21 protein-coding genes, 1 tRNA gene and 2 pseudogenes are annotated in these 25,604 nt (G+C 40.7%); 5 read left to right on the top strand and 19 right to left on the bottom strand.

Going from position 1 to position 25,604, the window contains the following annotated elements; genetic code table 11:
* Positions 1-35: 35 nt before the first annotated feature.
* The 8 genes from O0550_RS18205 to O0550_RS18170 all read right to left on the bottom strand — a co-directional run bounded on the left by O0550_RS18205 (position 36) and on the right by O0550_RS18170 (position 8,605).
* Positions 36-1,394, bottom strand: coding sequence for an MATE family efflux transporter (locus tag O0550_RS18205; protein ID WP_258427038.1), 1,359 nt, complete (start codon positions 1,392-1,394; stop codon positions 36-38).
* Positions 1,395-1,612: 218 nt separating this feature from the next.
* On the bottom strand, positions 1,613-2,212 hold the full coding sequence (locus O0550_RS18200) for a nitroreductase family protein (protein ID WP_003338276.1): 600 nt from the start codon (positions 2,210-2,212) through the stop codon (positions 1,613-1,615).
* 65 nt (positions 2,213-2,277) lie between these two features.
* Complete coding sequence (locus tag O0550_RS18195) at positions 2,278-2,913, bottom strand: NAD(P)-dependent oxidoreductase (RefSeq protein WP_258426999.1); 636 nt, start codon at positions 2,911-2,913, stop codon at positions 2,278-2,280.
* Positions 2,914-3,184: 271 nt separating this feature from the next.
* The gene (locus O0550_RS18190; RefSeq protein ID WP_258426998.1) at positions 3,185-3,913 is read right to left on the bottom strand and encodes a gamma-glutamyl-gamma-aminobutyrate hydrolase family protein; all 729 of its coding nucleotides are present in this window, start codon (positions 3,911-3,913) and stop codon (positions 3,185-3,187) included.
* Positions 3,914-3,929: 16 nt separating this feature from the next.
* The gene (locus tag O0550_RS18185; RefSeq protein WP_003343144.1) at positions 3,930-5,555 is read right to left on the bottom strand and encodes a peptide ABC transporter substrate-binding protein; all 1,626 of its coding nucleotides are present in this window, start codon (positions 5,553-5,555) and stop codon (positions 3,930-3,932) included.
* Positions 5,556-6,110: 555 nt separating this feature from the next.
* Positions 6,111-6,593 (bottom strand): peroxiredoxin family protein, encoded by a 483-nt coding sequence (locus tag O0550_RS18180; RefSeq protein WP_258426997.1) that lies wholly within the window; start codon positions 6,591-6,593, stop codon positions 6,111-6,113.
* 14 nt (positions 6,594-6,607) lie between these two features.
* Entirely contained in the window at positions 6,608-7,741 is a 1,134-nt protein-coding gene (locus O0550_RS18175) for a conserved virulence factor C family protein (protein ID WP_003338281.1), read from the bottom strand.
* Between the two features lie 213 nt (positions 7,742-7,954).
* Positions 7,955-8,605, bottom strand: a complete 651-nt coding sequence (locus O0550_RS18170) for a hypothetical protein (protein WP_003343151.1) — start codon at positions 8,603-8,605, stop codon at positions 7,955-7,957.
* Positions 8,606-8,961: 356 nt separating this feature from the next.
* Between O0550_RS18170 and O0550_RS18165 the strand changes: the two genes are divergently transcribed.
* Positions 8,962-9,132: a hypothetical protein gene (locus O0550_RS18165; protein ID WP_003343153.1), complete on the top strand. Its 171-nt coding sequence runs from the start codon at positions 8,962-8,964 to the stop codon at positions 9,130-9,132.
* Between the two features lie 471 nt (positions 9,133-9,603).
* Here the strand turns inward: O0550_RS18165 and O0550_RS18160 are convergent.
* Positions 9,604-9,692 (bottom strand) — tRNA-Ser (locus O0550_RS18160).
* A gap of 275 nt (positions 9,693-9,967) precedes the next feature.
* Between O0550_RS18160 and O0550_RS18155 the strand changes: the two genes are divergently transcribed.
* Positions 9,968-11,215: a CynX/NimT family MFS transporter gene (locus tag O0550_RS18155; protein WP_096886985.1), complete on the top strand. Its 1,248-nt coding sequence runs from the start codon at positions 9,968-9,970 to the stop codon at positions 11,213-11,215.
* A 197-nt stretch (positions 11,216-11,412) separates the two neighbouring features.
* Complete coding sequence (locus O0550_RS18150) at positions 11,413-11,772, top strand: L,D-transpeptidase (protein ID WP_003338287.1); 360 nt, start codon at positions 11,413-11,415, stop codon at positions 11,770-11,772.
* A gap of 570 nt (positions 11,773-12,342) precedes the next feature.
* Here O0550_RS18150 and O0550_RS18145 read toward each other — a convergent pair.
* From O0550_RS18145 to O0550_RS18130, 4 genes and pseudogenes are all read right to left on the bottom strand, one after another.
* Positions 12,343-12,786, bottom strand: a complete 444-nt coding sequence (locus tag O0550_RS18145; protein WP_003343160.1) for an OsmC family protein — start codon at positions 12,784-12,786, stop codon at positions 12,343-12,345.
* Between the two features lie 217 nt (positions 12,787-13,003).
* The gene (locus O0550_RS18140) at positions 13,004-13,450 is read right to left on the bottom strand and encodes a GNAT family N-acetyltransferase (RefSeq protein ID WP_096886986.1); all 447 of its coding nucleotides are present in this window, start codon (positions 13,448-13,450) and stop codon (positions 13,004-13,006) included.
* Between the two features lie 182 nt (positions 13,451-13,632).
* Positions 13,633-14,010: pseudogene (locus O0550_RS18135) on the bottom strand (sigma-70 family RNA polymerase sigma factor); the annotation flags it as partial.
* A 27-nt stretch (positions 14,011-14,037) separates the two neighbouring features.
* On the bottom strand, positions 14,038-15,546 hold the full coding sequence (locus O0550_RS18130) for a recombinase family protein (protein ID WP_258426996.1): 1,509 nt from the start codon (positions 15,544-15,546) through the stop codon (positions 14,038-14,040).
* A 931-nt stretch (positions 15,547-16,477) separates the two neighbouring features.
* Here O0550_RS18130 and O0550_RS18125 point away from each other — a divergent pair.
* Positions 16,478-16,819: a zinc ribbon domain-containing protein YjdM gene (locus O0550_RS18125; RefSeq protein WP_003346350.1), complete on the top strand. Its 342-nt coding sequence runs from the start codon at positions 16,478-16,480 to the stop codon at positions 16,817-16,819.
* Between the two features lie 228 nt (positions 16,820-17,047).
* On the opposite strand, the pseudogene O0550_RS18120 reads toward O0550_RS18125, so the two are convergent.
* From O0550_RS18120 to O0550_RS18110, 3 genes and pseudogenes are all read right to left on the bottom strand, one after another.
* Positions 17,048-17,401: pseudogene (locus tag O0550_RS18120) on the bottom strand (sigma-70 family RNA polymerase sigma factor); the annotation flags it as partial.
* A gap of 209 nt (positions 17,402-17,610) precedes the next feature.
* Entirely contained in the window at positions 17,611-18,963 is a 1,353-nt protein-coding gene (locus O0550_RS18115) for a sodium-dependent transporter (protein ID WP_003338302.1), read from the bottom strand.
* 311 nt (positions 18,964-19,274) lie between these two features.
* Entirely contained in the window at positions 19,275-21,029 is a 1,755-nt protein-coding gene (locus tag O0550_RS18110; protein ID WP_258426995.1) for a methyl-accepting chemotaxis protein, read from the bottom strand.
* 274 nt (positions 21,030-21,303) lie between these two features.
* Between O0550_RS18110 and O0550_RS18105 the strand changes: the two genes are divergently transcribed.
* A complete protein-coding gene (locus O0550_RS18105; protein ID WP_003338305.1) occupies positions 21,304-21,777 on the top strand; it encodes a Mov34/MPN/PAD-1 family protein in 474 nt (157 codons plus the stop codon).
* On the opposite strand, the gene O0550_RS18100 is transcribed toward O0550_RS18105, so the two are convergent.
* From O0550_RS18100 to O0550_RS18090, 3 genes are all read right to left on the bottom strand, one after another.
* Entirely contained in the window at positions 21,740-23,539 is a 1,800-nt protein-coding gene (locus O0550_RS18100; protein ID WP_258426994.1) for a peptidoglycan D,D-transpeptidase FtsI family protein, read from the bottom strand. The genes O0550_RS18105 and O0550_RS18100 overlap by 38 nt on opposite strands.
* A 124-nt stretch (positions 23,540-23,663) precedes the next feature.
* Complete coding sequence (udk, locus tag O0550_RS18095; RefSeq protein ID WP_003338307.1) at positions 23,664-24,305, bottom strand: uridine kinase; 642 nt, start codon at positions 24,303-24,305, stop codon at positions 23,664-23,666.
* Between the two features lies 1 nt (position 24,306).
* The gene (locus O0550_RS18090; protein WP_003345380.1) at positions 24,307-25,587 is read right to left on the bottom strand and encodes a peptidase U32 family protein; all 1,281 of its coding nucleotides are present in this window, start codon (positions 25,585-25,587) and stop codon (positions 24,307-24,309) included.
* Between the last annotated feature and the right edge of the window lie 17 nt (positions 25,588-25,604).

Here is a 25,604-nt window from a genome sequence, read left to right as displayed (position 1 = left end):
TTGTTATTATAGAACACTGGGTGTAACGATTCAATTCACTTCGTTGGGCTATTTGCATTTTGAGTAGTATCCCAGGGTTTGTTTACCCATCTACGCATGGCAAAGCACCCGCGGAACCATTCATCCATTCCTTGTGCAATCCATACCCCAAGCAAACCAAGTCCAAAATAGATACCAAGCGTATAACTAAAGACTACCGCAATCCCCCACATCGCAAAAATGCCGATGATTACTGGGAATCGAACATCACCAGCAGACTTTAACGAACCCATTAAAACAATGTTCATCGCTCTACCTGTTTCGGTAAGAACCATAATCCACAAAACAGGGAGGGCTACAGCAATAATAGCTGGGTCAGTCGTAAACATTTGTAAGATCGGTGAGCCTAACAATGCGATAATCAGTGTCGTGGCAAACGAGGCACACATTGAAATTTTTAAGGTGCGCATCCCTCGACGTAATGCCTGATCGTATTGTTTCCCGCCAATATAACGGGCCACCAGCAACTGTGTACCTTGTGCAATCGCTAATGTAAATAGATAGCAGATCATAGAAATATTCAATACATAGACACGTGCTGCCAGCGATGCAGTTCCCATCATCGCAATAAATCCTGTAATGATTACTTGTGATAGCTGATAGGACAAATTTTCACCAGCCGAAGGAATCCCAATCGCTAAAAGGCCTTGGATGTCCTTTTTTCTTACAATAAAGATATCTTTAAATCGAATACGTAAAGCAAGCTGACGAACAACCAAATAGATCAAAGCACCCACTGCAAAGGCACGTGCGACCACCATTGCCCAAGCTACGCCAGTCACTCCCGTAATAGGCAATCCAAAAATACCGGTAATCGCGATAACATTACCACCAACACTAATCATGTCCATCAACAGGGTAACCATCAAGGAGTCCTTCGTATATCCATGACTGCGAAGTACAGCACTTAAAGCTAAGGCAATTGATTCTAGAAACAAGGACGCCCCACAAATTTGTACAAACAAAAGTCCATAGGTAAGAACATCTCCTTCAAGCTCAAAAAGACCAAGGAATTGTTTACCAAATATTACTACAATTGCAGCAACAACCATTCCAAACCAAAAATTTAAGCCAAAAGCAGATCGTGCTAGCTGTCTTGCCTGATCTAATTGATTAGCTCCTAGTCTTTGACCAATCAAAATAGTCGCACCAATTGACGTCACGTTAAAAATTAAAATAAAAATATTTAAGAGCTGATTTGCCACGCCTACACCTGTAGCTGCGTCATCGGAATAATGACTCAGCATCAGAGTTGCAATAATCCCCATCCCCATATGTAGCGCTAATTCAAAGAAGATCGGCCACGTAATTTGAAATAGAGTTTGACGCTGATATTTATTTGTTTCTGTGTTCACATTCACCCTTCTTTACTCCATTGACATCGATTCATTCTCAAAGATTTGTTCATTATAACGCGATGTTAGGTGGATGGGAATAGAGATAAACATGCAGACAAAAAAATGAGCTACCCACAAGGTTAGGTAGCTCCCATTTATCTTTTTTTAGGTTTTCTCCACTACACTGTTCATTACGATCAAGGAAATCTTACATGTCTTGTATGTTACTGTGTTGCTTATTTAAATGTTTTAAAACGCTCATCTAGTGGTTTGAATTCTTTTTCGTTAGGAGCCATTGTTGGTTGACCAAATGGCATTTGAGCAATTAGTTTCCAATGAGCTGGAGTATTCCACTCTTTTCTCACGTCTTCATCAATTAATGGATTGTAATGCTGCAAGGTAGCTCCTAAGCCTTCCATTTCAAGAGCAGTCCAGATAACAAATTGATGCATACCAGAAGATTGTTGAGACCAAATAGGGAAGTTATCTTTATAAAGCGCAAAATCCTTTTGCAATTGCTCTACAACTTGTTGGTCTTCAAAGAAAAGCACTGTTCCGTAACCATTACGGAAAGATTTCATTTTTTCTTCAGTTGGAGCAAAGTTGTTATCCCCAACTACCTTACGCAATGCTGCTTCTGTCAAATTCCACAATTTATCATGTTGTTCTCCTAATAGAAGCACAATGCGAGCTGTTTGGGAATTAAATGAAGATGGCGTATGCTTTAGGGCAAATTCGATGATTTCTTTGATTTTATCGTCTGAGATGCTTACTTCTTTGCTGATACCATAAATAGAACGTCTTCCTTCAACTGCTGTATAGAAATCTTTTGCCATGGTAGATGCCTCCCTGTTGTTAGAAAAAATAATGCTACTCAAAACATTGCCCTATTGGCGTCAAATTATACAGACGCAACAGTGAAACGTTTGTTTACAAATTGTGGATTTTCAAGCTCGTCTAGTACTGCAATCGCATAATCCTCCATGCTGATAGAGCTTTCACCTTTTGCATTTACCAATAAATTGTCTTCCCCTTTTTGATAACGCCCTGTGCGCTCACCTGGTTCAAACATGGCTGATGGGCTCAAGAAAGTCCATTGAGGTAGATTGGATTGCTTTAGAATCTCTAGATTTTTGCCTTGATTTGTCGCTGTAGCCAAATATTCTTTAGGGAATTCTGGTGTTTCAAATAGACGAACCGTTTTCGTTTCATCTACAAACAAGCTTCCCGCTCCTCCAACTACAAATAACTTTGTTTGTGGAGCATTTTTTAGCGCTTCAATCAAAACATTTCCTGCTTCCACATGTAAATGTTCTTCGCCTGGTTTTGCACCAAAGGAATTAACAACAACATCAAATTTATTTAAATCCTGAGTAGTTAGGTCAAATATGTCTTTTTGTAGTACGGCTACCTTTTGGTTTTGATCAAGCTTAGATGCATCGCGGACAATAGCTGTCACTTCATGACCTCTTTGCAATGCCTCTTGCATGATCAATTTTCCTGCTCTTCCTGTTGCTCCAATAATAGCGATTTTCATCGTATAGGCCTCCTTATTTAGGAATCAAATATCAAACACGGTGCTCATTTGAATAAATCAGATCAGATCAAGTCATTGGACAACCGCTCTTCTTGTAACTATTTTAGTTACAACTAAACCTTTTGTCAAATGTTTTTTTTAGATTGCCCAAAATTAGCCGATTTGTGCATAGAATCTAACAAACTTTTCCCTTATGTTACGCTTTATATCTAGCAAAAAAGCGCGTAAACAAAGGAATCCCTCGTTCCTTGTTCACGCGCTTTCGTTTTCCTTATGCTTCTGTTTGCTGGTTCACTAGCTGTACAAACGCCATACAAATCCCAAGCATTTGTTCGTCATGCATCCACATACGTTCAGGATGCCATTGGACTGCAATTGTCCGACCATCTTCGCTTTCAAAGCCTTCAATGACCCCATCAGGAGCCACAGCCGTCACACGGTAACCTGTAGGCAATGTTTTAACAGCCTGATGGTGAGAGCTATTGACTAAAACTGTTTCAGATCGTAAAGCCCTCTTTAAAAAGCCATCTGACACCTGAATGTAGTGAGAGCCGTACTGCTTTGAACCAATTTGCTGATGTTGCAACGCGTTTGGATATGCACTCTCGATATCCTGAATCAGGCTACCCCCGACTGTTACAGCTATCATTTGTGCCCCTCTGCATATTCCAAGCATTGGCTTACGTGCACGTAATAGAGCACGGATTAGTCGGAGCTCGGCTTGATCACGTTCGTAGTCCACTTCACCAAGCCGTTGATGAGGAGCTTCTCCGTAGAGATGAGGGGCAGGATCAACGCCACCAGTCAAAAGCACAGCGTCCACAGCCTCAAGCATCTCAGCAATTGGATAGAATTCCTCGTGTATTAACGGCAAAAGAAGCGGTATTCCTCCGCTTCTGATAATGCCTTCCACGTAACAATGACTCGTGTAGAAAAAATGATCCACACGATTGTCTGAAACATACATTTTGGAACTAGCGATCCCGATAACCGGACGCAAGCCTCTCGCTCCCTTTCTACTCGCGACGGGCGTATTTATAATCGACGAAGCCTAGTGCGTCGATGACTACGCCTTTCACATCATCCTTTTGTAACCATTTATATGTGTAATAGTAGATCGGAGTGACTGGCATCTCATTCATGAGCATCGTATCAGCTTGTTTTAATAGCTCCCTACGTTTCTCCTGATTACCTTCTGCTGAAGACTTGGCTAAAAGCTCGGTATATGTTGGGTTAGACCATCCAGATTTGTTGCTACCACCTTCTGCTTTAAATACCTCCAAAAAATTAATTGGATCATTAAAATCACCAATCCAACTAGCACGTGCAATTTGGAAGGAGCCTTCCTTCATCGCTTCACGTACTACTTTTAACTCCATGTTTTTCAGTTTCACTTCTACGTTCAAGGTTTTGCGCCATTGATCCTGTATAGCTTGCGCAAGCTTTGCATGTAACTCATCCGTATTATACAAAAGCTCGATTTCCGGTAATTTTGTCAGCTTCTCTTCTTTTAAGCCCTCTGCTAACAGTTGTTTCGCTTTCGGAATATTATTATCTGTAAAATAACCACTAGGGTTTAATGACATGGATGGAGGTAGGATTCCAAGTGCCGCTGTTCCCCCCGTTTGCACAATGTTATCAATCAGTGCCTGACGATTGATCGCATAGGCAAATGCTTGACGTATTTTTTTATTGTTGAATGGAGCTTTTTTGGTGTTAAATACATACCAGTACGTTCCCGCTGTCGCTTGCGTATGCAATTTATCTTTTAATGCACCAATCGCATCTGACGGAATATCTCCTAGGGGAGAACCAGACCAATCTAGCTCGTTGTTATCATACATGCTCAATTCTGTTGTAGAATCCTCAATCATGTTAAACTCTAACTTTTCCAATTTTACATTCGTTTTATCCCAATACGTCGGATTCTTCTCAAATGTAATCTTAGATTTATGCTGCCATTCTTTCATAATAAATGGGCCGTTTCCAACTAGTGTGGACGCATTATTTGCCCATTTCTCATTAGCCTCTACCACCTTCTGGTTCACTGGATAGTAGGTCACGGAGGACAGTAACTCCAGGAAGAAAGGAGTTGGATTTTCTAGCTTTACCTCCAGTGTCTTATCATCAAGCGCTTTTACACCTACTTGATCTAATGTTACCTCTTTGGCATTGGCCTTTTGACCATTCTTAATATAATAAAGCTGGTAGGCATACTCAGAGCCTGTTTTGGGATCTAAGACACGTTTCCAAGCATATTCAAAATCCTTAGCGGTAACCGCATCACCATTTGACCATGTAGAGTTACGTAATTTGAAAGTATATGTTTTCAAATCGTCTGAAATCGTATAGCTCTCTGCTACTGATTCATGCAGCTTGCCATCCTCGCCCAAACGGAACAAGCCATCAAAGGCGGAGCGGGCAACAGCCATGGAAATGGCGTCCTGTGCTAAACCTGGGTCAGCAGTTGGCGGTTCGGTTTTAATATTGAGGCGTAATTTCTGTTCCTTCGTCCCAGCATTTGCTGTCTTTTCAGGTTTAGAAGTTGAATCGGAACTGTTTGTACTAACTACACCACACCCCGCTAGCACGGAAGACAGAAGCAGGATAGTACAGAGGGAACGGATGGGAAATCGCTTCATCGGTTTACACTCCTCATTTTTCAAATAGCAAAAAATCTTTTCGATCTTTCTTCACGAGGTTCACAAGGAAAAGCACTTTACCATTAGAGTAAGAAATCGAATTTTTGCATAATCATTCATACCATCAACGGTATATTTTCTTGTCCTAATGCGCTTTTCGGCTCATGCCCTCAGTGAAAACTTTTTATTATTATAGTGGATTCGTTTATTCATGTATATACAAATGTAATCAAACGATGGTGATATTTTCATGATAAGATCACTTGGAGCACAGATGCTGGAAATGACGGAAAAGCCTGGTGGCCAATGAGAAATCTATATAGAGTATCTTTCTACGGGTGAATATTTTATGCATAAAGAAAACAATCTTTTCTATTCAGCTAGTCTTGAATCAATCAAAGACCATTTTACCTAGCTTACCAATAGTTTGTTTAGCGATGTACTTCTCTAATCCATGTTGTAAAAGAAATAATCTGATTTCAACACAAAAAGACGCCCGTAACAACACGAACGCCTTTTACTACTACCGTTTTTTCTACTTATGCTTAGGGCTTGCTATGGCTCCGCTATGAGTCTTTGCACTTCCTCTAGCAATTCCTCTACGCCTGGTCTGTCAAACTGAGAACTGCCGATATAGGCATAGCGGATAACCTGTTCCTTGTCCAATAAATACGCGCTCGGAACAGCAATCCGAACAGAATCCCATTTGATAGGAGTAAACACCTCATACGCTTTTATTACTTCACGAGTTGAATCTGAGAGCATGGGAAATGGCAGCTTGGTGCTATCGGCATACTGCATGAGATTTTGTAATTTTTGACCCGCAATAATAACAATAGGTACACCTAGCTTGTCAAAACGAGTACAGGCCGTCTGTAAGGCTTCCAACTGTCTACGACAATTCGGACACCAGGTTCCCCGAATAAATAAAAGAAGCAAAGGCTTACCCGCATATTGATCTAGCCTGATCGTTCCTTTGGTGGATTCCAGTGCAAAATCTGGAGCTTTATGCCCGATTGCTAAACCTTTTTTCCCCATATGATCTCCCCCCTCTACTCTCTTGAGCGGTTCGTCATTTGTTGCCACACTGTCCCGCTTGCTTCTTCTCCACCCTCGATTCGCTCAATAGCTAATTTAATTTGCAAGCTAATTTCAAACTCCCTATCCTCTTCAGCTTGGTGTAGAGCTGGCAAGGCTGATTCATCGCCTACTTCATATAGAAAACGAGCAGCACGCCAACGAACCAATTTATTGGAATCACGCAAAGCTTCGATCATCGCTGGGATCGCTTTAGGGTTCCCTAAGTCAGATAAGGTGTCACCTGCTGTTCTTCTAACGGAAGGTGAAGCATCCCGTAAGGCTAGATACAACAAAGGAAGAACTTCTTCTGTCCCAATCATCCCCAAATAAACAACAGCCAAGCGACGTATAGACGCTTTCTCATCCTCCAATGCTTTTTTCATCAGTGAAAGGTCTTCTTCGGTTGGCTCCATTCGCTCTAATACAGCATAGCGTTTACGCCAATCAGGATCGGTAAACATTTCTATCGTCACCTTTAGCGGTGGCTGGGGTTTTGGCAGCTCCTGTTGTCCCCCTTGAGCTAATGCTACTTGCAGTAACGCTTGTAAACGCGCCTCGTCATAAGCAGCATCTAATTCCTGTGCTACTTCCTCACCGACTTCCTTTGCATTTCCATAACGTGCGCCTTGCTCAACCCACTGACGCTCTGTAATTAAGTTCGGGGAACTAACTCCAGCCTGCATAGCCATTTTTGCAAACCGTTCTGGAAGTCCCGTACGGGTTTCTTCTCCATTTGCAATAACCTTTACCTGCATAGGAATATCTCTAAACATTTGTACATATACTTGTAATTCGCCAAAGGCAGGTGCTTCTTCCTGATTATGAGCCCAATCATTGCTACTCATTTCTTCGGCACCCAATATCTCTTTCGCTTCTGCTAGTATTGGTTGCCAAGCTGCATTTGACAATCGTTCTAATGCAATAAAGTCTACAACCTGAAAAACCCCTTTCACTCCTTCAATACCTAACAGCTTTTGGATATACTGCGGGGCCTGTCCTTTTGTTTTTTGGGTAAAATTATGTTGAACACCATTCGGAAGCTGTTCATCTAACGTCAGCTTCATGGTATTAGGACTTGGTGTTGGTTCAATGGAGCGAATTTTCATTAGCTCAACTCCCCCTTTTTTTCATGATAAGTGATTGTCTCAAGTTAGCGATATCTCCAGCGTTACGCATGCTTTTCGCTAGTATAGCATAGGATAATCCAGCCAATAAAACTTCACTGACAGTTTGGAGCATCTTTCGTTGCTTTTGATTGTTCATTTATGTAAGACAAAAATGGGTCACTTTCTCACCCATTTTTACTGTTGTTATTCTCCCTATTGAACTAGCAATTCGTATGTTACCTCTGTCACATATGGGTCTGGCGTATCAGGAAGCTTCATTTTACCACGTATCTGTAATTGATGAACTCCAATGCTTAATGGTTTTAGCATGAGCCAAAAGCCATCGGTAGCTGCATTCGCCTTTTTACATGTACCAACAGGAACCTCTATGTCAAGAAGATTATCATAAGGTAGCTGAATGGGGAAAATTGGAGAAGAAACACGATACACTTCCGTTTTAATTGGATATCCATCCAAAATAACGTTTGCTTCTACAATATGGTCTGCTAGATATTTTGCACCACCGGATAAATCTAGGGGCATTCCTGTTATTTTTGGTAAAAGAAGGTCATTACTGACTGCACTACATACGGGGAAAAAGATCGGCTTTGTATGTGGAATCGTACATGTACGATTCGCTGGGCGTCCACTGTAACTTCCAGCCAAAAACCAAACGGGTCTTTCGTGTTGTTTCATTTGATACACTTCTGAGTAGTCGCCAGTTAGGTCCAATAATGGATGAATAGCCTTTGGAATGGAAAAAGCCCATTGCCACCATTCTATCGCCCAATCACTATAACTTTTATAAGACGGTTGCGAAGTCGGAGGAAAGACCCGCGGGTCAACAATAAGTTCGTGACTCATTGATTTCACCTCCTACCTTATCTTATTTCAATGTACATGAAGCGAAACGGCAGATGGTGAGGTTCGATTGTCTTTTTTGCCTTTTTAAAAAAAACAGGGCGTAAATGGTATCTTTTTTCTTTTTTTGGAATAGAATAGTTCGTGCTGTTTTTAGTATCACACTAGCTATCTCCCTTTTACCAATCATGATATTTTTTCTAAATGTTCAAAAATAATTAACAATTACCTCCTATCTTTTTCCTTATTTTGGATCATAATAGGAAGTAGAAAGCCTCTTGTATTACCAAACTTTTTGAAACTTATTTGTTTCTGCATCGTATAAACAAGTAAGAATATAAATAGGAGTTGAAAGAGTGATGAGGACGTACACATTTTTGTTCGAAACAAAAACGAACAGATGGGAAGAACGTGTAGAAGCGAACAGCATGTTGGACGCCGCTCGCAAAGCAAAGGTATTGGCTATTGAAAAATCAAAAGCCCTAGCGACCAAAATTATGTTCTCCTTTTACCACGTTCGAGCAGTATAAGAAGCTATCTTCTTTGCAATAGATATGGCAGGTGATCCACAACATGTTATCAGCAGCATATGTCCAATGAAACGCTCCCTTTTATTTAGAAAGGGAGCGTTTTGCTATATACAAAGCTGGTATTATCCTCAATTTTTCTATTTCGCCTTCAGATGATAGCAGATCCAATCAGACGCTACATTCTTGATCTGTGTCAGGAAACATATACTAAGGTAAAGAGTACTGATCAAAAACTTTAGCTATGCCTTTTTCTTGTCTTTATGCTCATCATGCTATGTAGATGGGCGAGTATTTGTTTTAGGAGGCATTTCTGATATCGTAAGTAGCTTTTTATTCTCCTTTCTTCAAATCTAAGCGCTCTAGTAATTCTAGTAGGAACGGTCGTCATCATCTATATTGTTATCTTAGACGCCTATCTTATAAAACACAAAAAAACCGATGAATTATCTTCATCGGCTTTTCTATAAAGTATGGCGGAGGGAGAGGGATTCGAACCCCCGTGACGTTGCCGCCTAACGGTTTTCAAGACCGCCCCGTTATGACCACTTCGGTATCCCTCCGTGTAGTAAATGTTGGTAACAACCTCTCAACAAAATCTATTATAACTGATGTAAATTTATTTAGCAAGAGTGAAATAAAATTTTTTTATATTTTTTTGAAGCACTAAAAAAACGCTTAGACATGTATGAACCTTTCTCTTTGAGTCAATATCCATTATATGGTACCATCTACATTATATTATCATCCCAGATGCAGACACCATGGAGGCAATCGCCTGCTCATCTATAACTAGACCACAGCAGATCCTATATGCTTGGGAAGGAGACAGGATTAAATGAATACGCAGCCATATAAGTCGAATCGTATCCATGCACATCAGTCCAAAATCCGGACAATCCTTACCGTTCTCGGAATTATTTTAATTGCCGCCAATCTCCGTGCTGCCATAACAGCAGTTGGACCTCTGATTGGTGATATTCTTCATACAACAGGTCTATCTGGCACTACTGCTGGAATGTTAACTACCCTGCCTTTAATTGCTTTTGCAATCCTATCTCCCATTACCCCAAAACTAGCCCGTCAATTTGGTATGGAAAAAACTTTATTTATTGGGCTACTTGTACTTAGCCTAGGTATTCTCTTACGCTACTTTCCTTCAACTGTTTTTCTATTTGTTGGTACCGCTTTGATTGGGTCAGCAATCGCAGTCGGAAACGTCTTGTTACCCAGCCTGATCAAACGTGATTTTGCCCATAACATTGGAATTATGACGGGCGCTTATTCTCTATCAATGGGGATCTTTGCCGCACTAGCATCTGGACTTAGTGTACCGATTGCACACGGATTACAGGTTGGGTGGAGGGGCTCGCTATTCAGTGTGGTCTTTCTGAGCATTGTGGCTACATTGATATGGATTCCTCAGCTTCACTCTCTACATATTCCGCAAAAATCATCAATAAATAAGGTGTCTGGAAAAAGCATTTGGCGTTGTCCTCTTGCTTGGCAGGTCACACTCTTTATGGGCTTGCAGTCATTAGCTTTTTACGTAAGTATTTCATGGTTACCGGCTATCTTAATCGATCGTGGCTATAGTGCCGAATCAGCAGGGTGGATTTTGTCTCTCATGCAATTTGTCAGTTTACCAGTTAGTTTTATTGTTCCAATGATAGCTGGTCGCAGTAGGAATCAGAGTGGACTAGCCGCTCTCGTTTCGCTGCTTGGCATGATTGGCTTTACTGGGCTTCTTTTAGGTAATGACGCTTTGTTGTTTCTATGGATTATGTTTATTGGATTAGGGCAGGGTGGAAGTATCAGTCTGGCTCTCACTATGTTTGCCCTGCGCGCTCCCAACGTTATGGTATCAGCAGAGTTATCTGGTATGGCCCAGTCAATAGGGTATACACTAGCAGCTTGTGGTCCTATTTTGTTTGGATTTTTACACGATATCATGAATGATTGGAATCCTTCTCTGCTTGGGATTATTGTGGTTATTTTCCTACAGCTACTCGTGGGTCTAGGTGCAGGTAAAGATGCTTATGTAACACAGCTAGATACATCGGAAAAAACTAGTCATTCCTCATAAATAAGGTCTGAAATAGGGTAAGCTCCCATAAGCTTACCCTATTTCTCGTTCATATTCCGAATCTAAATCAATCCTGGTAGGGAGTTTTTCGATCTTTTCTTTGTTCAAGCTATCCTTAGAATCATACACAAAGATTTGTTACCCTTTCACTTCTTACGCATAAAATGTATAACGCTAAAGGAAGGGGGTGATATCTTTTGTCTTATCACATCCATGTTTCCATATCTAAGCGAAAATTATATTTATTCAATGGAAACAAGCTCGTTCGATCATACCCAGTAGCTTTAGGTAAAATCGCTACATCAACACCGTACGGGAATTTTACCATTATTAGCAAAGTCCCTTATCCATATTCTTACCCAGGCGGTCCCTTAAGTGCGTTTGGTACATATTGGATGGGTCTGAGCAAACCTCACTACGGAATCCACGGTACCAACAATCCAGCCTCCATCGGAAAATATGTATCACACGGCTGTATTCGTATGTATAATCGTGACGTAGAGACCCTTGCCAAACTAGTGCCAATCGGAACACCTGTCTATATACGTAGAGAGTGATCATAAAGCCATTGAATATTTCAGAATCTCTTCTTTCTCAACATACGATTCTGTTATCGAATGTTTTTTTCTTTGCGGATATTTTGCTCTCTTTCCATAAATGTGTACGTTTTCCTTCGATATGAACATGCTCCGTGAACCTTGTCCCACAACTTAGTCAGACAATTCGGACATCTGTATCTTTGGCGTTTTACCTCTATTTTTCTTGGCTCTCCGTCTACAAGATCGTCGAATACCTGAATGCGGCTTTCGGTTTTGTGAAGCTTTTGGTTCTTACAAACTGGGCATCTTTTAGGAGGTTCGGTGTAGACATTCATTAGTAACCACACTCCTCATCGAAGTATTTAATTAAAAGAAGTTATATCTTATTTTATTTTAATCTACTACCAAAAGTAAACCTAATTGTAATTTCTTTTGTTACATGGAAGATCTTCTTACTATCAGGAGACTAGTAATCTAACTGAGTCGATTCCTGTATAGCTATCATCTTAACGTTATATGTATAAAAATGAAAAAGCACCTGTAAGAGGTGCCTTTACAACCGCTAGTATCATTTACGTATTTTATAGATCAGGCTTCAATAATAATTCCGTTTAATTTTAGGTTCACCGGATTAGCAATTGTGTCTCCAACTGGACAAGTTCGCTCTAAAAATTCTACAAATGATTCTACTCGTTCTTTTGGAGCATCTGTTTTGACATGAAAGGTGTATCTGATCTCAGAATATCCACGACGAACATCAGATTTATTCATGAAACCATCTGTATCGAGATCACCTTCTACCTCTACCCAAAAATCATCAAGATGAATGTCAAATTTTTTGGCATATACTCTAGCAACGATAGATTGGCAGGCACCTAATGCGGAAAGCACCACTTCTACAGGATTCATTCCAGTATCAGTCCCACCTAAGCTTTTTGGTTCATCAATCGTCAACTCAAAATTTCTGGAGCGGGCTTTAACGACCATTCCATCTTGCAAATGTGAAGTTGCTTTGAATGTTTGAATAGGCATTCTGAACACTTCCTTATCATCGAATAAATGACTGAATAATCAAATTATATCACTTTTTCTCTGATCATCCTAATGTAAATTTAATGACCTTTAACACCTTTATCTACACATCACAATTACAAGATTTCCAGACTGACCAAGACTAGCATACATGTAATATTTTTGGATTCCTCTCGAACGAGATTTCATTCGTTCATCATGAACCATACTTATTTGTCTATTTTTCTAATAATGTAATAAAAACATTAGGTGCAACTTCAATGTCTTGCACTTCTATAAATCCAAACATCGAATAGAGCTTTTTCGCCGGAATATTCTTTGCACCAGTACTAACCGTTGTTTTCTTTCCTTTGGCCACATTCTCTATTACATAACCCACCAAGCTTCTGGCTATGCCTTTTCGAAAATGGTTAGGATGAACCACTAATCGACAGATTTCCAAATGATTTTGATCCACTGTATAAGAAATAACCCCTGCTAATTCTTCTTCTAACAGATAGCCTAAAAAATTTTCATTGCATGTACGAATGGTTTCAACTGTGTCTTTTAACTGAGGAATTCCGTAAAAATGAATGATCTCTGCCTCTATTTTATATGCAGGAATTTGTACGTTAAGAATTTTTTTAGCTATTTCTTCGTCGCTTACATGAAGATTCGTAATCATATGCCACATCCCTTATGTTCTTTTCCTTATACGTTAAGTAAACCATCAATAAAAAAAGTTTCAATACTTGAACTTTTCTATGTATTGGTTCTAAGCATGTAAATAACAAAGGTACGGATCAATGATGAAATTTTTGGGGGAGTGTTCGATTGACGTTTCTCTTGTACTCCCCCACGATCAAATCATCTCCCGCCCTGCGTCTGTTTCGTTCGATAAAACTCGTGAAACAGCTTCATCAATGCTCTTTTTTCAATACGAGATACATATGAGCGAGAAATCCCCAATTCACGCGCTATTTCCCGCTGTGTTTTTTCCTTGTCTTGATCTAGGCCAAAACGACCGATGATGACCTCTTTCTCACGTTCATCTAAAATATGAATATGCTGATAAATCTTATTGCTTTCCAGTTTAAGCTGGACCGCATCTACTACCTCATCTGTTTCTGTGCCCAGAACATCTATCAAGGTAATTTCATTTCCTTCTTTATCCATTCCAATCGGATCATGCAGAGATACATCCTTTTTGGTTTTTTTCAAACTACGTAGGTGCATCAGAATTTCCATTTTACAGTCAATAGTGATGCATGGTTAGAATGTGTAAATTTCTACACTGTCCTCAAAAACTCTTACTTCACGGACGATGTGACGAATCATTTTCTGTTTCTCTTCAAAGGTAAGCTCCTCTCGTCCTTTATTTAGGTAATATTCGACAGCCTCCAGAAGCTGGCTCTTACTATACCTGTTCCTTTCCTGATGCAAAACTGAAGCTGTAAGAGCAGTTAATTCCTTTGTTAATTCTGCTTCTCTTTCTTTAAGCTCACGAATAGATTGTTGAATCTCTTCTTGGGATATATCAAGTCCTTGAGAAAATAACATAAGTAGCCGTTTTCTACCCGACTTCGCCTTTACGATCTCTTTTTCCAATCGAGATATCTCAGCTTCCTCCAAAGAAGAATTTTGATCAAGCTGCGCTATCTCACTTGCTGCCGCAATTTCGTTCGGTTGATTCAGCCAGGTCCTAATTGTTCTCCATACCTCATTCTCCAGCTCCTTCGCTTTTATTTTCCTACCGCAACCAAAATGTTTCGCACCAGAGAAATTTTTTACATCCGTATATTCAAGTATGGGCTTTCCCCAGTTACTTGATTTTCTACCTGTCATCGTATTCTCGCAATTTCCACAGCGTACCAGCCCACTTAAAAGATATCTGTGGTTGCTCTCCTTCGCCCATCTACGCCGTGACTCTTCCATTAACTGTTGTGCGTGTTCATACGTTTCTTTCCTGATAATGGCTGGACACTGTATTTGTATCCACTCCTCTTTCGGGCGTTGTCTCATTGGGATACGTTCCTCTGGAGCCCTATGCTTATTGCCTAGCATCCCCTCCGTGTTCCAACGATTTTGATAAAACTCACCGATGTATGCACGATTTAGAAGGATCTGTCGAACTACTTGACGATGCCAGACATTTGCTCCGCGTTTTGTCGGTATATTTTTTTTTGTAAGATAATGAGCAATTCCATTAATCCCCTTTACGAGATTGTTCGGTTTTGTAAATAAATCGAATATAAGTCTCACAATTTCCGCTTCGTTTTCATTGACAATCATTCGGTCATGCTCTTTATCGAAGTTGTATCCGTAGACTTGAAAATCTCGCAGAACTTTACCCTGCCGTGCTTTTTGTCTGCGCCCTCTGCTCATACGTTCTGTAATTTTTGCTTTCTCGAATTCGGCAATGGCACCGCGCATACTGTAAAACAGATTACCCTCTGGAGTCTTCGCATATTCGCCATTAACAAAGACCAATTCAACACCGCGCTTATCTAGCTCATCAGTAATAATAAGTTGATTCATCAGTTTACGCGAAAGTCGATCCGGGTCTAAACATATGATCTTTTTGATAAGTCCGTTCTGAGCATCCTGACGCATTTTTGTTAATGCAGGCCGATCTAGAAATTCCCCTGAAACTCCTTCATCCACATATTCTAAAACATTATCCGTTTTGGCCTTTCTTCGGCATTCGGCTATCTGGTCTTTCAGGCTGAACCCCTTCCTGGCTTGCTCCTCGGTGCTTACCCTCGCATATACCCCGACCATCTAACCTCTCCCTTCTGTACTTTTCTTCCAGATAAGCATAGCAGGATAGACGTATCTCGCTAGTAGAATCACCTTCGATCACTTTGATATGCATCTAGGCATCCCCCCCATAAAGGTTATGCGGGTTGTGCTTGTCTGCTTTCGAAAAAAGCTTCTTTATTTATCAGCCAACAGTTTCGTTGTATAGTAAGTGACGTTTCTGGACCTCTCATGGCTATAAACATTTTGATGGGAGAACCTACCAGGATAAAGTTTTTTATAGCTTGGAAAAAAAGTTGGACTAGCCATCATTTTCACATGACTGATGCTGAGTTGATCATAGAGAGCGGCAGATGATTTGACTTACTGCCTCTTATCTTTTTACCGGCCCGTCCATACTTTCCAGCACCTACTGTTTTTGTAACCCTATACTTTCCCAAATAGCTAATCCGAATAAACAAACGCATTTCCCTGAAGGTTCGTCCAATCATTTGTCACTATTTTTGCTTATTATAAAGTATTAAACGATAAGGAGGTGGCGTACATGTCTTGTTGCTTCCGCAGACGCCGTCGTTGCTGTTTCAGAAGACGTCGTCGTTGCTGCTGTCGTCGTCGCTTCTTCTGTTAGATCTTACTCCGATACCGTCCCCCTGATAAACGGGCGGTATCCTTTCTTATCTTGCCTCAGGGGTACATGTACATAGGAAAATAGTTATATCCCATTCACATGGAAAACAAGCAATATTGTATCAGGTATTACCTGCTTTTTTTATGAGGATCATAAAGGGAAAGGTTGTCAATAAGAGAAGACTATGGCAGTATATAAGGATATAAGAAACTACCTATATTTTTGTGGATTTCGAGTTGGTTGCTTTTTTCGAAGTTGTAAAACAGAAATTGAAAATTATTCTTATATATTCATTAGCATGAAACGAATGGAGGAAATGAAAGAATGGTAGATTTGCCAAATTGCCCAAAGTGTAATTCAGCATACACGTATCAGGATGGAAGTCTGTTTATTTGCCCTGAATGTGCTCACGAGTGGACTTTAGCAGCAGAAGCTGAACATAGTGAGGATAAAAGAATTATTAAGGATGCAAATGGAAATGTCTTAAACGATGGGGATACTGTAACAGTAATCAAAGACCTTAAAGTAACAGGAAGCTCTTCCGTCATTAAAATTGGTACAAAAGTAAAAAATATCCGCTTAGTTGATGGGGATCATGATATTGATTGCAAAATTGATGGTTTTGGGGCTATGAAATTAAAATCTCAATTTGTTAAAAAGGCCTAATTATTGCTTCATGCCACCAAACTGCAATAGCTACTTTATACACGAAACACCCGTGGGTGCTTTCCAAACTATACATAGTCTCTCCCACACTGGAGAGTCCACCTTTGAAGAAGAAGTAACCGTAGGAGCTGATATCTTGCTCAGCGCGGTTGCTTCTTTTTTTGACAACAATAGTAGCACAATTCACACACAACCACGTTTAGCCTGATCAAAAAGGAAACGCATGACTAATGACATTAGAATATCATTTTCAATACATCTTGCTGCATAGGTAGCAAGCTTCGTTCCTTTATTCACCTGGTAACTCTCAATGGCTTTAATCAGTCCGATGGTACCAATAGAGATTAAATCCTCGCTGTCCTCGCCGGTGTTTTCGAATTTTTTGACGATGTGCGCCACCAATCGCAAATTATGCTCAATTAATTTATTTCGAGCGATGGGGTCTCCCGTTGCCATTAATTTAAGATATTTCTCTTCTTCTACCTCGGGCAGCGGTTGCGGAAACGCATTGTTTTTTACATACGCAACAAACATAACCAATTCCTTAAACAGTAGCGAAAGCGCCACGAAGACACTTGACAAATCTGCCACCTCCCCTTCAGTCTGCTCCTCTCCCTATCCATATGTAGGCAATTGCCTATACGTGCCTGTACAGGAACAAAACGAATTAAATCTCGAAATAAAATAAATAACCTAAAATAGTATTATCTATCAATAAAATGAACATATAAGCTTGCTACTATCAAAAAAAGCCAGCTAATTAGCTGGCTAATACGAATGTAATCTAGATTTTAGGAAAACGTAACAATTCCCAACGTATTTAAGAACACAAGAATAATGAGAACAGGTAACACATATCTGACTAGTAGAAACCAAATCCCAAAGAATCTTGTTGCCAGTTTGGAACCGCGTACGAATTCGGCCTGTAGTAGCTCTCGTTTCATTTTTGTAGAAACAAACAGGGCAATAAGCAAGGCTCCTAATGGTAGCAACAGGTTACTAACTAGATAATCTGCTGCTTCGAAAATACTTTTGCCAAAAATAAGTTTATCTGACCAAATTCCAAAAGACAAACAGGATGGTATTCCTAGTACAAATACCCCCATTCCAGCTATCCAAGAATAGCGTCTACGTTTGCTTGGATCTTTTCGCGTCAGAGAAGCTACCGTTATCTCTAAAAGGGAGAAAGCAGATGTAATCGTGGCAAAAAAGAAAAGGGCCAGGAAACAAGCTAAAAAGAGTCCCCCAAATGGTATCTGACTAAATACAGCGGGTAACACGTGAAAGAGTAATCCCGGTCCTTGTGTAGGTGTAAATCCAAGTGCAAATACGGCTGGAAAAATCGCTAACCCTGCGAGCAAGGATATGAGTAAATTTAGACTTACAATGGAAACGGCTGATCGAGTTAAGCTTACTGATTTATCCAAATAGGATGTATAAGTAGCCATCGCAGATGCCCCAAGACTTAGTGCAAAAAATGATTGTCCCATCGCAGCTAAAATCGTGGAAGATTCGATTTTGCTCACATCAGGCTTTAAGAAGAAAACGATTCCTTCCCATGCGCCAGGTAACGTTAAGGCTCGTCCCATAAGCACAATAAACAAAATAAATAAAGCAGGAAACATATACTTATTGGCCTTTTCAATGCCATTTTGAACGCCGCGCGAAATGATGATAATTGTTAGCACGATAAAAATAAATTGAGCAAATAACGCTAGATAAGGCTCGGAAATGACTTGCCCAAATAATTGCTCATAATTCATATTGGGATGGCTTAAATTTCCTGTGACTGCCATGCCCAAATATAGTAAAATCCAGCCTCCTACTACACTATAAAAGGAGAATAGTAAAAAGCACGTGATGACTCCCATGATACCCAAGAAGTACCATTTCGTTCCGGGAGCTAATTCTCGGTAGGCAGACACCGCTTCCTTTCCTGTACTACGGCCAATAACAAATTCACATAGTAACAGCGGCAACCCAATCAGTAGAGTAAAGAATAGAAATAATAGAAAGAAGATTCCTCCCCCACTGGTTCCCGCTACATATGGAAATTTCCAAATGGCGCCTAATCCAATTGCTGATCCGGCTGCTGCCAAAATAAATCCAATTCGTGAAGTCCATTGTTCTGACTGATGACTCATACTATACTCCGCTCCTGACTTTTCTCTGCTACTTTCATTGGCCCCTCTAAAGGCCCCTAAACTTTATATTATACCTGATTTTTGTCCAATTCCAAAGTGCTTTATGAAACCTTCTTTTCTAACAAAGAGAATAGACGTATCCGTTCTAAAAAAGACGACAGGATGCTTGCTTCCCTGCCGTCTTTCCACATGATTTCGAACCTACATGTATCTATCTGCCTACAATGATTCGTTCCCTACAATTCTCTAGTCTGTTCCTGTGTAGGTATCTTCCTTATTAAAAAAGTATCAGGCTGTACTTGTGAATTTTACTATTCTTTTCTCACTGTAAAATGTTCAACCGCAGTCTGTAACGCTTTTGCCGTTCGATTCACTTCACTTGCGGAAGCGGCAACTTCTTCAATGGCAACTAACTGCTGCTGAGAGGAGGAGGCTACGTTTTGTGTATATTGTGTAGCACCTTGAGCAATTTGTGATAATTGCTCTATCGTCGCCGTGACCTCCTCTGAACTAGCTGACATCTGTTCGGAGGAAGCGGACACCTCTTCAATTTGTCCGGTAATATTTTGAATGGACGAAACAATTTTCTCAAAAGCCTGTCCAGCCTGCTCGACAGCTTCTACCGTTTCTACTACCTCTTTTTCTCCTCTTGTCATGGAGTCCATTGCTTGTTGCGTGCCCTCCTGAATGCCTTGTACCAGCAATCGGATTTGATCTGATGATTCTTTCGATTGTTCAGCTAGTTTACGCACTTCATTAGCTACAACAGCAAAGCCTTTTCCTTCATCACCTGCACGTGCCGCTTCAATCGCTGCATTTAATGCAAGTAAGTTGGTTTGATTAGAGATTGTAGTAATGGCTCCAGTAATATGTCCGATTTCAGTAGAAACCTCATTTAAGATATTAATAACCATTACAGCTTCATTCACGGTTTGACTTAATGCTTTCATCTGTTCAATCGTATTTTGGACCACTATATTTCCTTGCTCGGCTTCTTTTGTTGCTTCAACAGCTACTTCTGCTACTTGAGAAGCAGACTGGGCAATACGCTGAATTCCTGTAGCCATTTCTTCCATGGAACGTACACTTTCCATAGCCCCTTGCATCTGGGTTTCCGAACCGGCTGCTACCTGTTGAATATCGGCGGAAATTTGTGTCGTGGCTTGTGTTGTCTGTTCCGCGTGAACAAAGAGATTTTCTGAAGAGTCGACCATACTTGCTGTTGTTCGATCAATCCCCTTCACCACCTCTTCAATGCTACATAACATCGCATTAAAGTTCTCTGCTAGTACCCCTATCTCATCCTTAGAAGTAACTGGCACACGAACAGTAAGATCTCCTTGTGCAGTCTGTAAAGATAGGTCAGATATATCTTTGATGCGCTTCAACGTATGACGAATGGCAAAGATACTGCCACCAAGTAAAAGACCACCCATGCATAAACTTATTAATACAGGTATTTGTAAGCTTTGCAAAAGATCTTTTTGCATCAAATCATAATCAAAGTGAATAGCGAGTACAGCCGAGACCTGATCAGAACGGTTCTTAATCGTGGTAAATACCGTTAAAATCTCTCTGTTTTCCATAAAAAAGGGTTTTGAAATACTTTCTCCCTTTTCCAATGCTGTTTGATAAGCGGTAAGCTGTGACGGATTAAGCTCGACCACAGTATTAGGCTTAACTCCCGCCTCGACAAGCTTATCACTTGCTAAAATAACCTTAAGCTGGCTCTTTTGATCTGTTTCAATAAGGTCTGGAGCAAATAGATAACCATCTGTTATATATTCCGCTTTTAAAGAATTATCCAACTTATTGGACAGACTTATAAACACGTTGGTGTACCCCGAATAGGTGCTTGAATCGTCAGTGAGTAGACGCTTCACGGCATCTATTTCTGAAGATAAGGTTTCAAGCTGGGTATCGACTGTTTTTGAAATTGCTGAAATTACTTGAATAAACATCTGTTTCTGACGATCGTACGATAAAACAATAGAAACCGAGGCAAATAATAAAATGATGACTGAGATGAAAGCTATCGCACGAAACGAAAGGCTTTTGTGATTCAAATGGTATCGCCCCCCACATTTTTCAGTGATTTGAACAGACCTATGCATTATCTATATCGTCAATATACATCAAAAAATTTAGGCCTAATTACATACTATTTGTAAAAAATTCGAGATTATAGCTTTTTACACAAAAGAACAGGGTATTTTGTCCTGTTATTCTTCTTTTTTTATTTTTGGTTATAACCACTTGACCAATACACGTCCTCCTAGCCTCTCACATATACTGGCAAGATAGTTAGCAGTTCCGTCATTTTGGAAAGGAGGTCTTGGAATGACAACCTTATACCTTACAGAAACCGCATGGTCACAGATACGAAGGGCGGTTGGACATTATCCAGAATTAGAAACAGGTGGGATTCTTTTAGGCTATAAACAAGATGCCAATAGTTGGATTATTACATTTGCTAGTGAACCTGGTCCTAATGCACTACGCATGCAGCATTCCATTTTATTTGATGATAATTATCTTCACCGAATCATTAAGCGTAAAACACGACCAAATAGTAAAATACAGTACATTGGTGACTGGCACAGTCATACTATGCCGCGTCTTACGCCCAGTCGAACCGACAAAAATACGTTTGTTCAAAAAAGTAATCAAAATGAATATCGATCAAATTCACCTATCATGTTGATTGTCGGATATAACCGACAGAAACAGCTAATGGCTCGTGGATACTTCCTAGAAAAAGGGATTCGTTCTTTTTCTAAGATCGAAGTTCAAACGTCGCAAGCCGCTCAATAGCTAATTTAAATGCTTGAGTCGCTTTATTCGCCCCAGATATCTGCTGGTTTTTCGCTACCACTGCAATAGCGTATCGAGGACTATTAGCAGGAGCAAATCCAGCAAACCACTGATGCACCTTAGGCTCTCCTTTATATAAGACCTGTGCGGTTCCGCTTTTACCAGCAACAGATAACGGCAGGTCTTTCAAGGAGCTGCCCGTACCTTGCCGGACAACCTCCTGTAGAAAACGCGAGAGCTTTTGAGAAGTAACCTTATCCACTCCTACTCCAGTTACATCCTTCTGTGAAAACTCATAAAAACGACTTCCATTTCGATATTCAATATCCGAGACAAGGCGAGCTTCTTTTGCTGTACCGCCTCTGGCAATCATCGCCATCATATTTGCTGCTTGCAAAGGAGATATTTGTACATCTCGCTGACCAATTGCTGTCTGAATGAGAACACCCTCATCATTTGGTGAAACCTCTTTAGCAAACACTTGTCCACTTTCTTCACCATCTAGCTGTGTAAAGTTCTCCATTTTATATAACTGATCAATCTGCCAGCCAACCTGCTTGGTAAGTCCCATTTTCTCTGCTTGCTTCAGGAGCCGTTCTCCGCCTAAACGCTTGGCGATTTCTGCAAAAGTAATATTACATGACTCTGCAAAGGCCTCCAGCATCGTTAAGTGTCCGTGACCTTCTTTTTTCCAGCAGGAGAATCCGTATTTTCCATAGCTGCCTTCACAGGTAAAGGTTTCACTAGGGGATACAACCCCATCTTCTAGTGCAGCAGCAGCTACGACTGTTTTATAAACCGACCCTGGAGAAATCTGAATCAATGCTTGGTTTTTCCAATTTCCTTCTTCCACATTCACCTTTGTTGGATCAAACTTGGGACGAGAAGCCATTGCCAGGATATCACTATTTTTCACATCGAGCACTACGATCGCCCCAACTTCTATTCCTGCCATATCCATTGCTTGTTCCATAAATGCCTGGATTTGGCGATCCATTGTTGTTTTAACTGTCAACGGGTAAAAGGCATTATCCTCTATCGAAAATCTGGTATCCAATCCACTCAATGGATTTCCTTGACCATCTACATAATAAGAGAGGATGGAAGGCTGCATTCCTTGTAAAAATCGATCGAACGTTCTCTCCAGTCCTGAAGAACCAATTGGGGTATCTGGCATCATTTTTCCATTCTGCAAATCATCTGGATATAATTGTGCAAAACGCTCAGGATTTTGACTTACATACCCGATCACCTGTTTAGCGATACCGTTTGGAGCATAGCGTTCCGTCATTGCTACGGATAAAATGCCTGGAATTTTTAAATCATTAATTTGCTTCATCTGTTTTTCATTTAACTCAATCATATTTCCAGCGAAGTCACGCAAAGGAGCCGGATTTTTTCCTTTCTGAATCATTTTCATGATTTCAGACTCCCTGCTTTGCACAATCTCTGCTACCTTTCTAATCTTCTCATTTACCTCCGCATTTCCACGAGCCAACGGAAAAATAATGAGCGCATTCTTTTCTACGCCTGTAAGCGGTTCTCCATGACGATCTGTGATTTCGCCTCGACCACTGTTTAATGTAATAGCTTGCTGTCTTTGCCTAACCGCCGCTTTAACCAAATCAATTTTATGAGGGGAAAACGAATTAGTTGCTGCTACCTGAATCCACCAAAGCCTAAGCAATAAGCCCCCGAACAACAAACTAATGATTAATAGGATGAGAAAGCTTCTGCGTTTATTTAGCACTTGCAGATCCATTTTCTATAACTAACCTCCTCTCTTTTTTCTCACCAGTATCTCCCTCTAGGCACTTTTTCAAACCAAAAAGACTCACACCATATAAGATGGCATGAGTCTTTCTCCATTCATGTAATAGCTATGCTTATTCAAAAAAACATTGGTTCTTATCATGCAGGATGTTGTGAATCTTTGTGGAGAGCAGATCAAGTGCTACCTTGTTATAGCCACCCTCTGGAATAATGATATTTGCATAGCGCTTAGTAGGTTCGATAAATTGCAAATGCATAGGACGAACAACATTTAAATATTGTTGGACAACACTGTCTAAACTACGTCCGCGCTCCTCAATATCGCGCTGAATACGCCTCACGATGCGAACATCGGCATCTGTATCAACAAATACCTTAATATCCATCATATCGCGAATACGTTGGTCTTCTAAGATTAACATACCTTCAAGGATAATAACATCGGCTGGCTGGACATGGACTGTCGTTGCCGCTCTGGTATGCTCCTTAAAATCATATTGCGGTTTTTCGATTGCTCGATAGTTGAGTAGCTCATGGAGGTGTGTTAGCAACAGGTCATTATCAAAAGCAAACGGATGGTCGTAATTTGTTTTTACACGCTCATCCATTGTCATATAGCTTTGATCCTTGTAATAAGAATCCTGCTCAATCATCAAGACGCTTTCGTCTTTAAACTGGCGGTATAACTCTCTTGCAACGGTGGTTTTACCGGACCCGCTTCCCCCGGCTACCCCAATCAGTACGGGGCGACCCATTCTATAGCTCCTTCCTCATCATGTCATAAGGCTTCACCGGTTGGTTAACCTTCATTTTGACCAATGACATTGGATGACGTGCTGCATCTAATGCTTCATCGGTGACATGGTGCCAAATTTGTTCTACCTGTTGTGCAAAGAATGTATCTGGTCCAAAGAATTCTACCTTCGAGCCCACTTTAAAGTGGTTGCGCACTTGAACAGTTGCAATGCTTGTAGCCGGATCGTAATCCATAACCAATCCCGCAAAATCGTAAGGGATCGGATGATCTGGTTCACCAAAGATTTGTTCTTGTGTACTTGGGCTTCCGTAAAAGAATCCAGTAGACAGCGTACGCGGCGCAGCCTTATACACTTCGTCGATCCACTCTTGTTTGATCTTGAAGTCTTTCGGATTTTCAAAGTAAGAGTCAATTGCCATGCGATATGCACGAGAAACGGTCGCTACATAATGGATAGACTTCATTCGGCCTTCCACTTTTAAGGAATCAACACCGGCTTCAATCATATCAGCAATATATGGTAGCATGCTTAAATCCTTCGGAGACATCGTATATTGCTCGTCTCCTTCAGCAAACAATGTCTTGGCACCGTTTTTCTCTGCCTCTTCAAAGTTAAATCCGTCTTCGAATAGATCATATTTCCAACGACAGGATTGTGCGCAGCCGCCTCGGTTAGAGTCACGCATCGCCATATGATTAGACAATACGCATCGACCGGAATAAGCAATACACATCGCGCCGTGAATAAACGCTTCGATTTCTACATCAACATGAGATTTTATATCATAAATTTCTTTCATGGAAACTTCACGTGCTAGCACGACACGGGAAATTCCTTCATCTTTCCAAAATTGAACAGAGCGCCAGTTCGTTGTGGAGGCCTGAGTGCTCAAATGAACTTCAATTTTAGGAGCCGCCTTCTTACATGCCTGAATCAAAGCAGGGTCTGCTACGATAACCGCATCAATCCCAATATTTTGCAGTTCCTGGTAATACTCGGCCATACCGCCTAAATCTTCGTTGTGGGCAATAATATTGGTCGCTACAAATACTTTAGCTCCGTGAGCATGGGCAAATTTAACCCCTTCACGCATTTCATCATAGGAGAAGTTATCAGCATTCGCACGCAAGCTGTATACTTGACCACCGATATATACGGCGTCTGCTCCATAGCGAATCGCAAATTGTAATTTTTCTAGGTTACCTGCTGGAGCCAGTAGCTCAGGCTTAGCAATCACCGGTTTCAATCCGGCTTGGTTTGGAGTTATAATCGTGCTCAAGATGATTCACCTCTCAA

The organism is Brevibacillus halotolerans (assembly GCF_026891775.1).
GTDB lineage: Bacteria > Bacillota > Bacilli > Brevibacillales > Brevibacillaceae > Brevibacillus_B > Brevibacillus_B halotolerans.
This window is presented reverse-complemented; position numbering and strand designations above follow the sequence as displayed.

Excerpts from the sequence above, each read along its gene's own strand:
- O0550_RS18100 (WP_258426994.1), bottom strand. The coding sequence starts at position 23,539 with ATGGATCTGCAAGTGCTAAATAAACGCAGAAGCTTTCTCATCCTATTA.
- O0550_RS18105 (WP_003338305.1), top strand. The coding sequence starts at position 21,304 with ATGACAACCTTATACCTTACAGAAACCGCATGGTCACAGATACGAAGG.
- O0550_RS18130 (WP_258426996.1), bottom strand. The coding sequence starts at position 15,546 with ATGGTCGGGGTATATGCGAGGGTAAGCACCGAGGAGCAAGCCAGGAAG.
- O0550_RS18185 (WP_003343144.1), bottom strand. The coding sequence starts at position 5,555 with ATGAAGCGATTTCCCATCCGTTCCCTCTGTACTATCCTGCTTCTGTCT.
- udk (WP_003338307.1), bottom strand. The coding sequence starts at position 24,305 with ATGGGTCGCCCCGTACTGATTGGGGTAGCCGGGGGAAGCGGGTCCGGT.
- O0550_RS18145 (WP_003343160.1), bottom strand. The coding sequence starts at position 12,786 with ATGCCTATTCAAACATTCAAAGCAACTTCACATTTGCAAGATGGAATG.
- O0550_RS18115 (WP_003338302.1), bottom strand. The coding sequence starts at position 18,963 with ATGAGTCATCAGTCAGAACAATGGACTTCACGAATTGGATTTATTTTG.
- O0550_RS18180 (WP_258426997.1), bottom strand. The coding sequence starts at position 6,593 with ATGGGGAAAAAAGGTTTAGCAATCGGGCATAAAGCTCCAGATTTTGCA.
- O0550_RS18170 (WP_003343151.1), bottom strand. The coding sequence starts at position 8,605 with ATGAGTCACGAACTTATTGTTGACCCGCGGGTCTTTCCTCCGACTTCG.
- O0550_RS18195 (WP_258426999.1), bottom strand. The coding sequence starts at position 2,913 with ATGAAAATCGCTATTATTGGAGCAACAGGAAGAGCAGGAAAATTGATC.
- O0550_RS18155 (WP_096886985.1), top strand. The coding sequence starts at position 9,968 with ATGAATACGCAGCCATATAAGTCGAATCGTATCCATGCACATCAGTCC.
- O0550_RS18175 (WP_003338281.1), bottom strand. The coding sequence starts at position 7,741 with ATGAAAATTCGCTCCATTGAACCAACACCAAGTCCTAATACCATGAAG.
- O0550_RS18125 (WP_003346350.1), top strand. The coding sequence starts at position 16,478 with ATGGTAGATTTGCCAAATTGCCCAAAGTGTAATTCAGCATACACGTAT.
- O0550_RS18200 (WP_003338276.1), bottom strand. The coding sequence starts at position 2,212 with ATGGCAAAAGATTTCTATACAGCAGTTGAAGGAAGACGTTCTATTTAT.
- O0550_RS18140 (WP_096886986.1), bottom strand. The coding sequence starts at position 13,450 with ATGATTACGAATCTTCATGTAAGCGACGAAGAAATAGCTAAAAAAATT.
- O0550_RS18165 (WP_003343153.1), top strand. The coding sequence starts at position 8,962 with ATGAGGACGTACACATTTTTGTTCGAAACAAAAACGAACAGATGGGAA.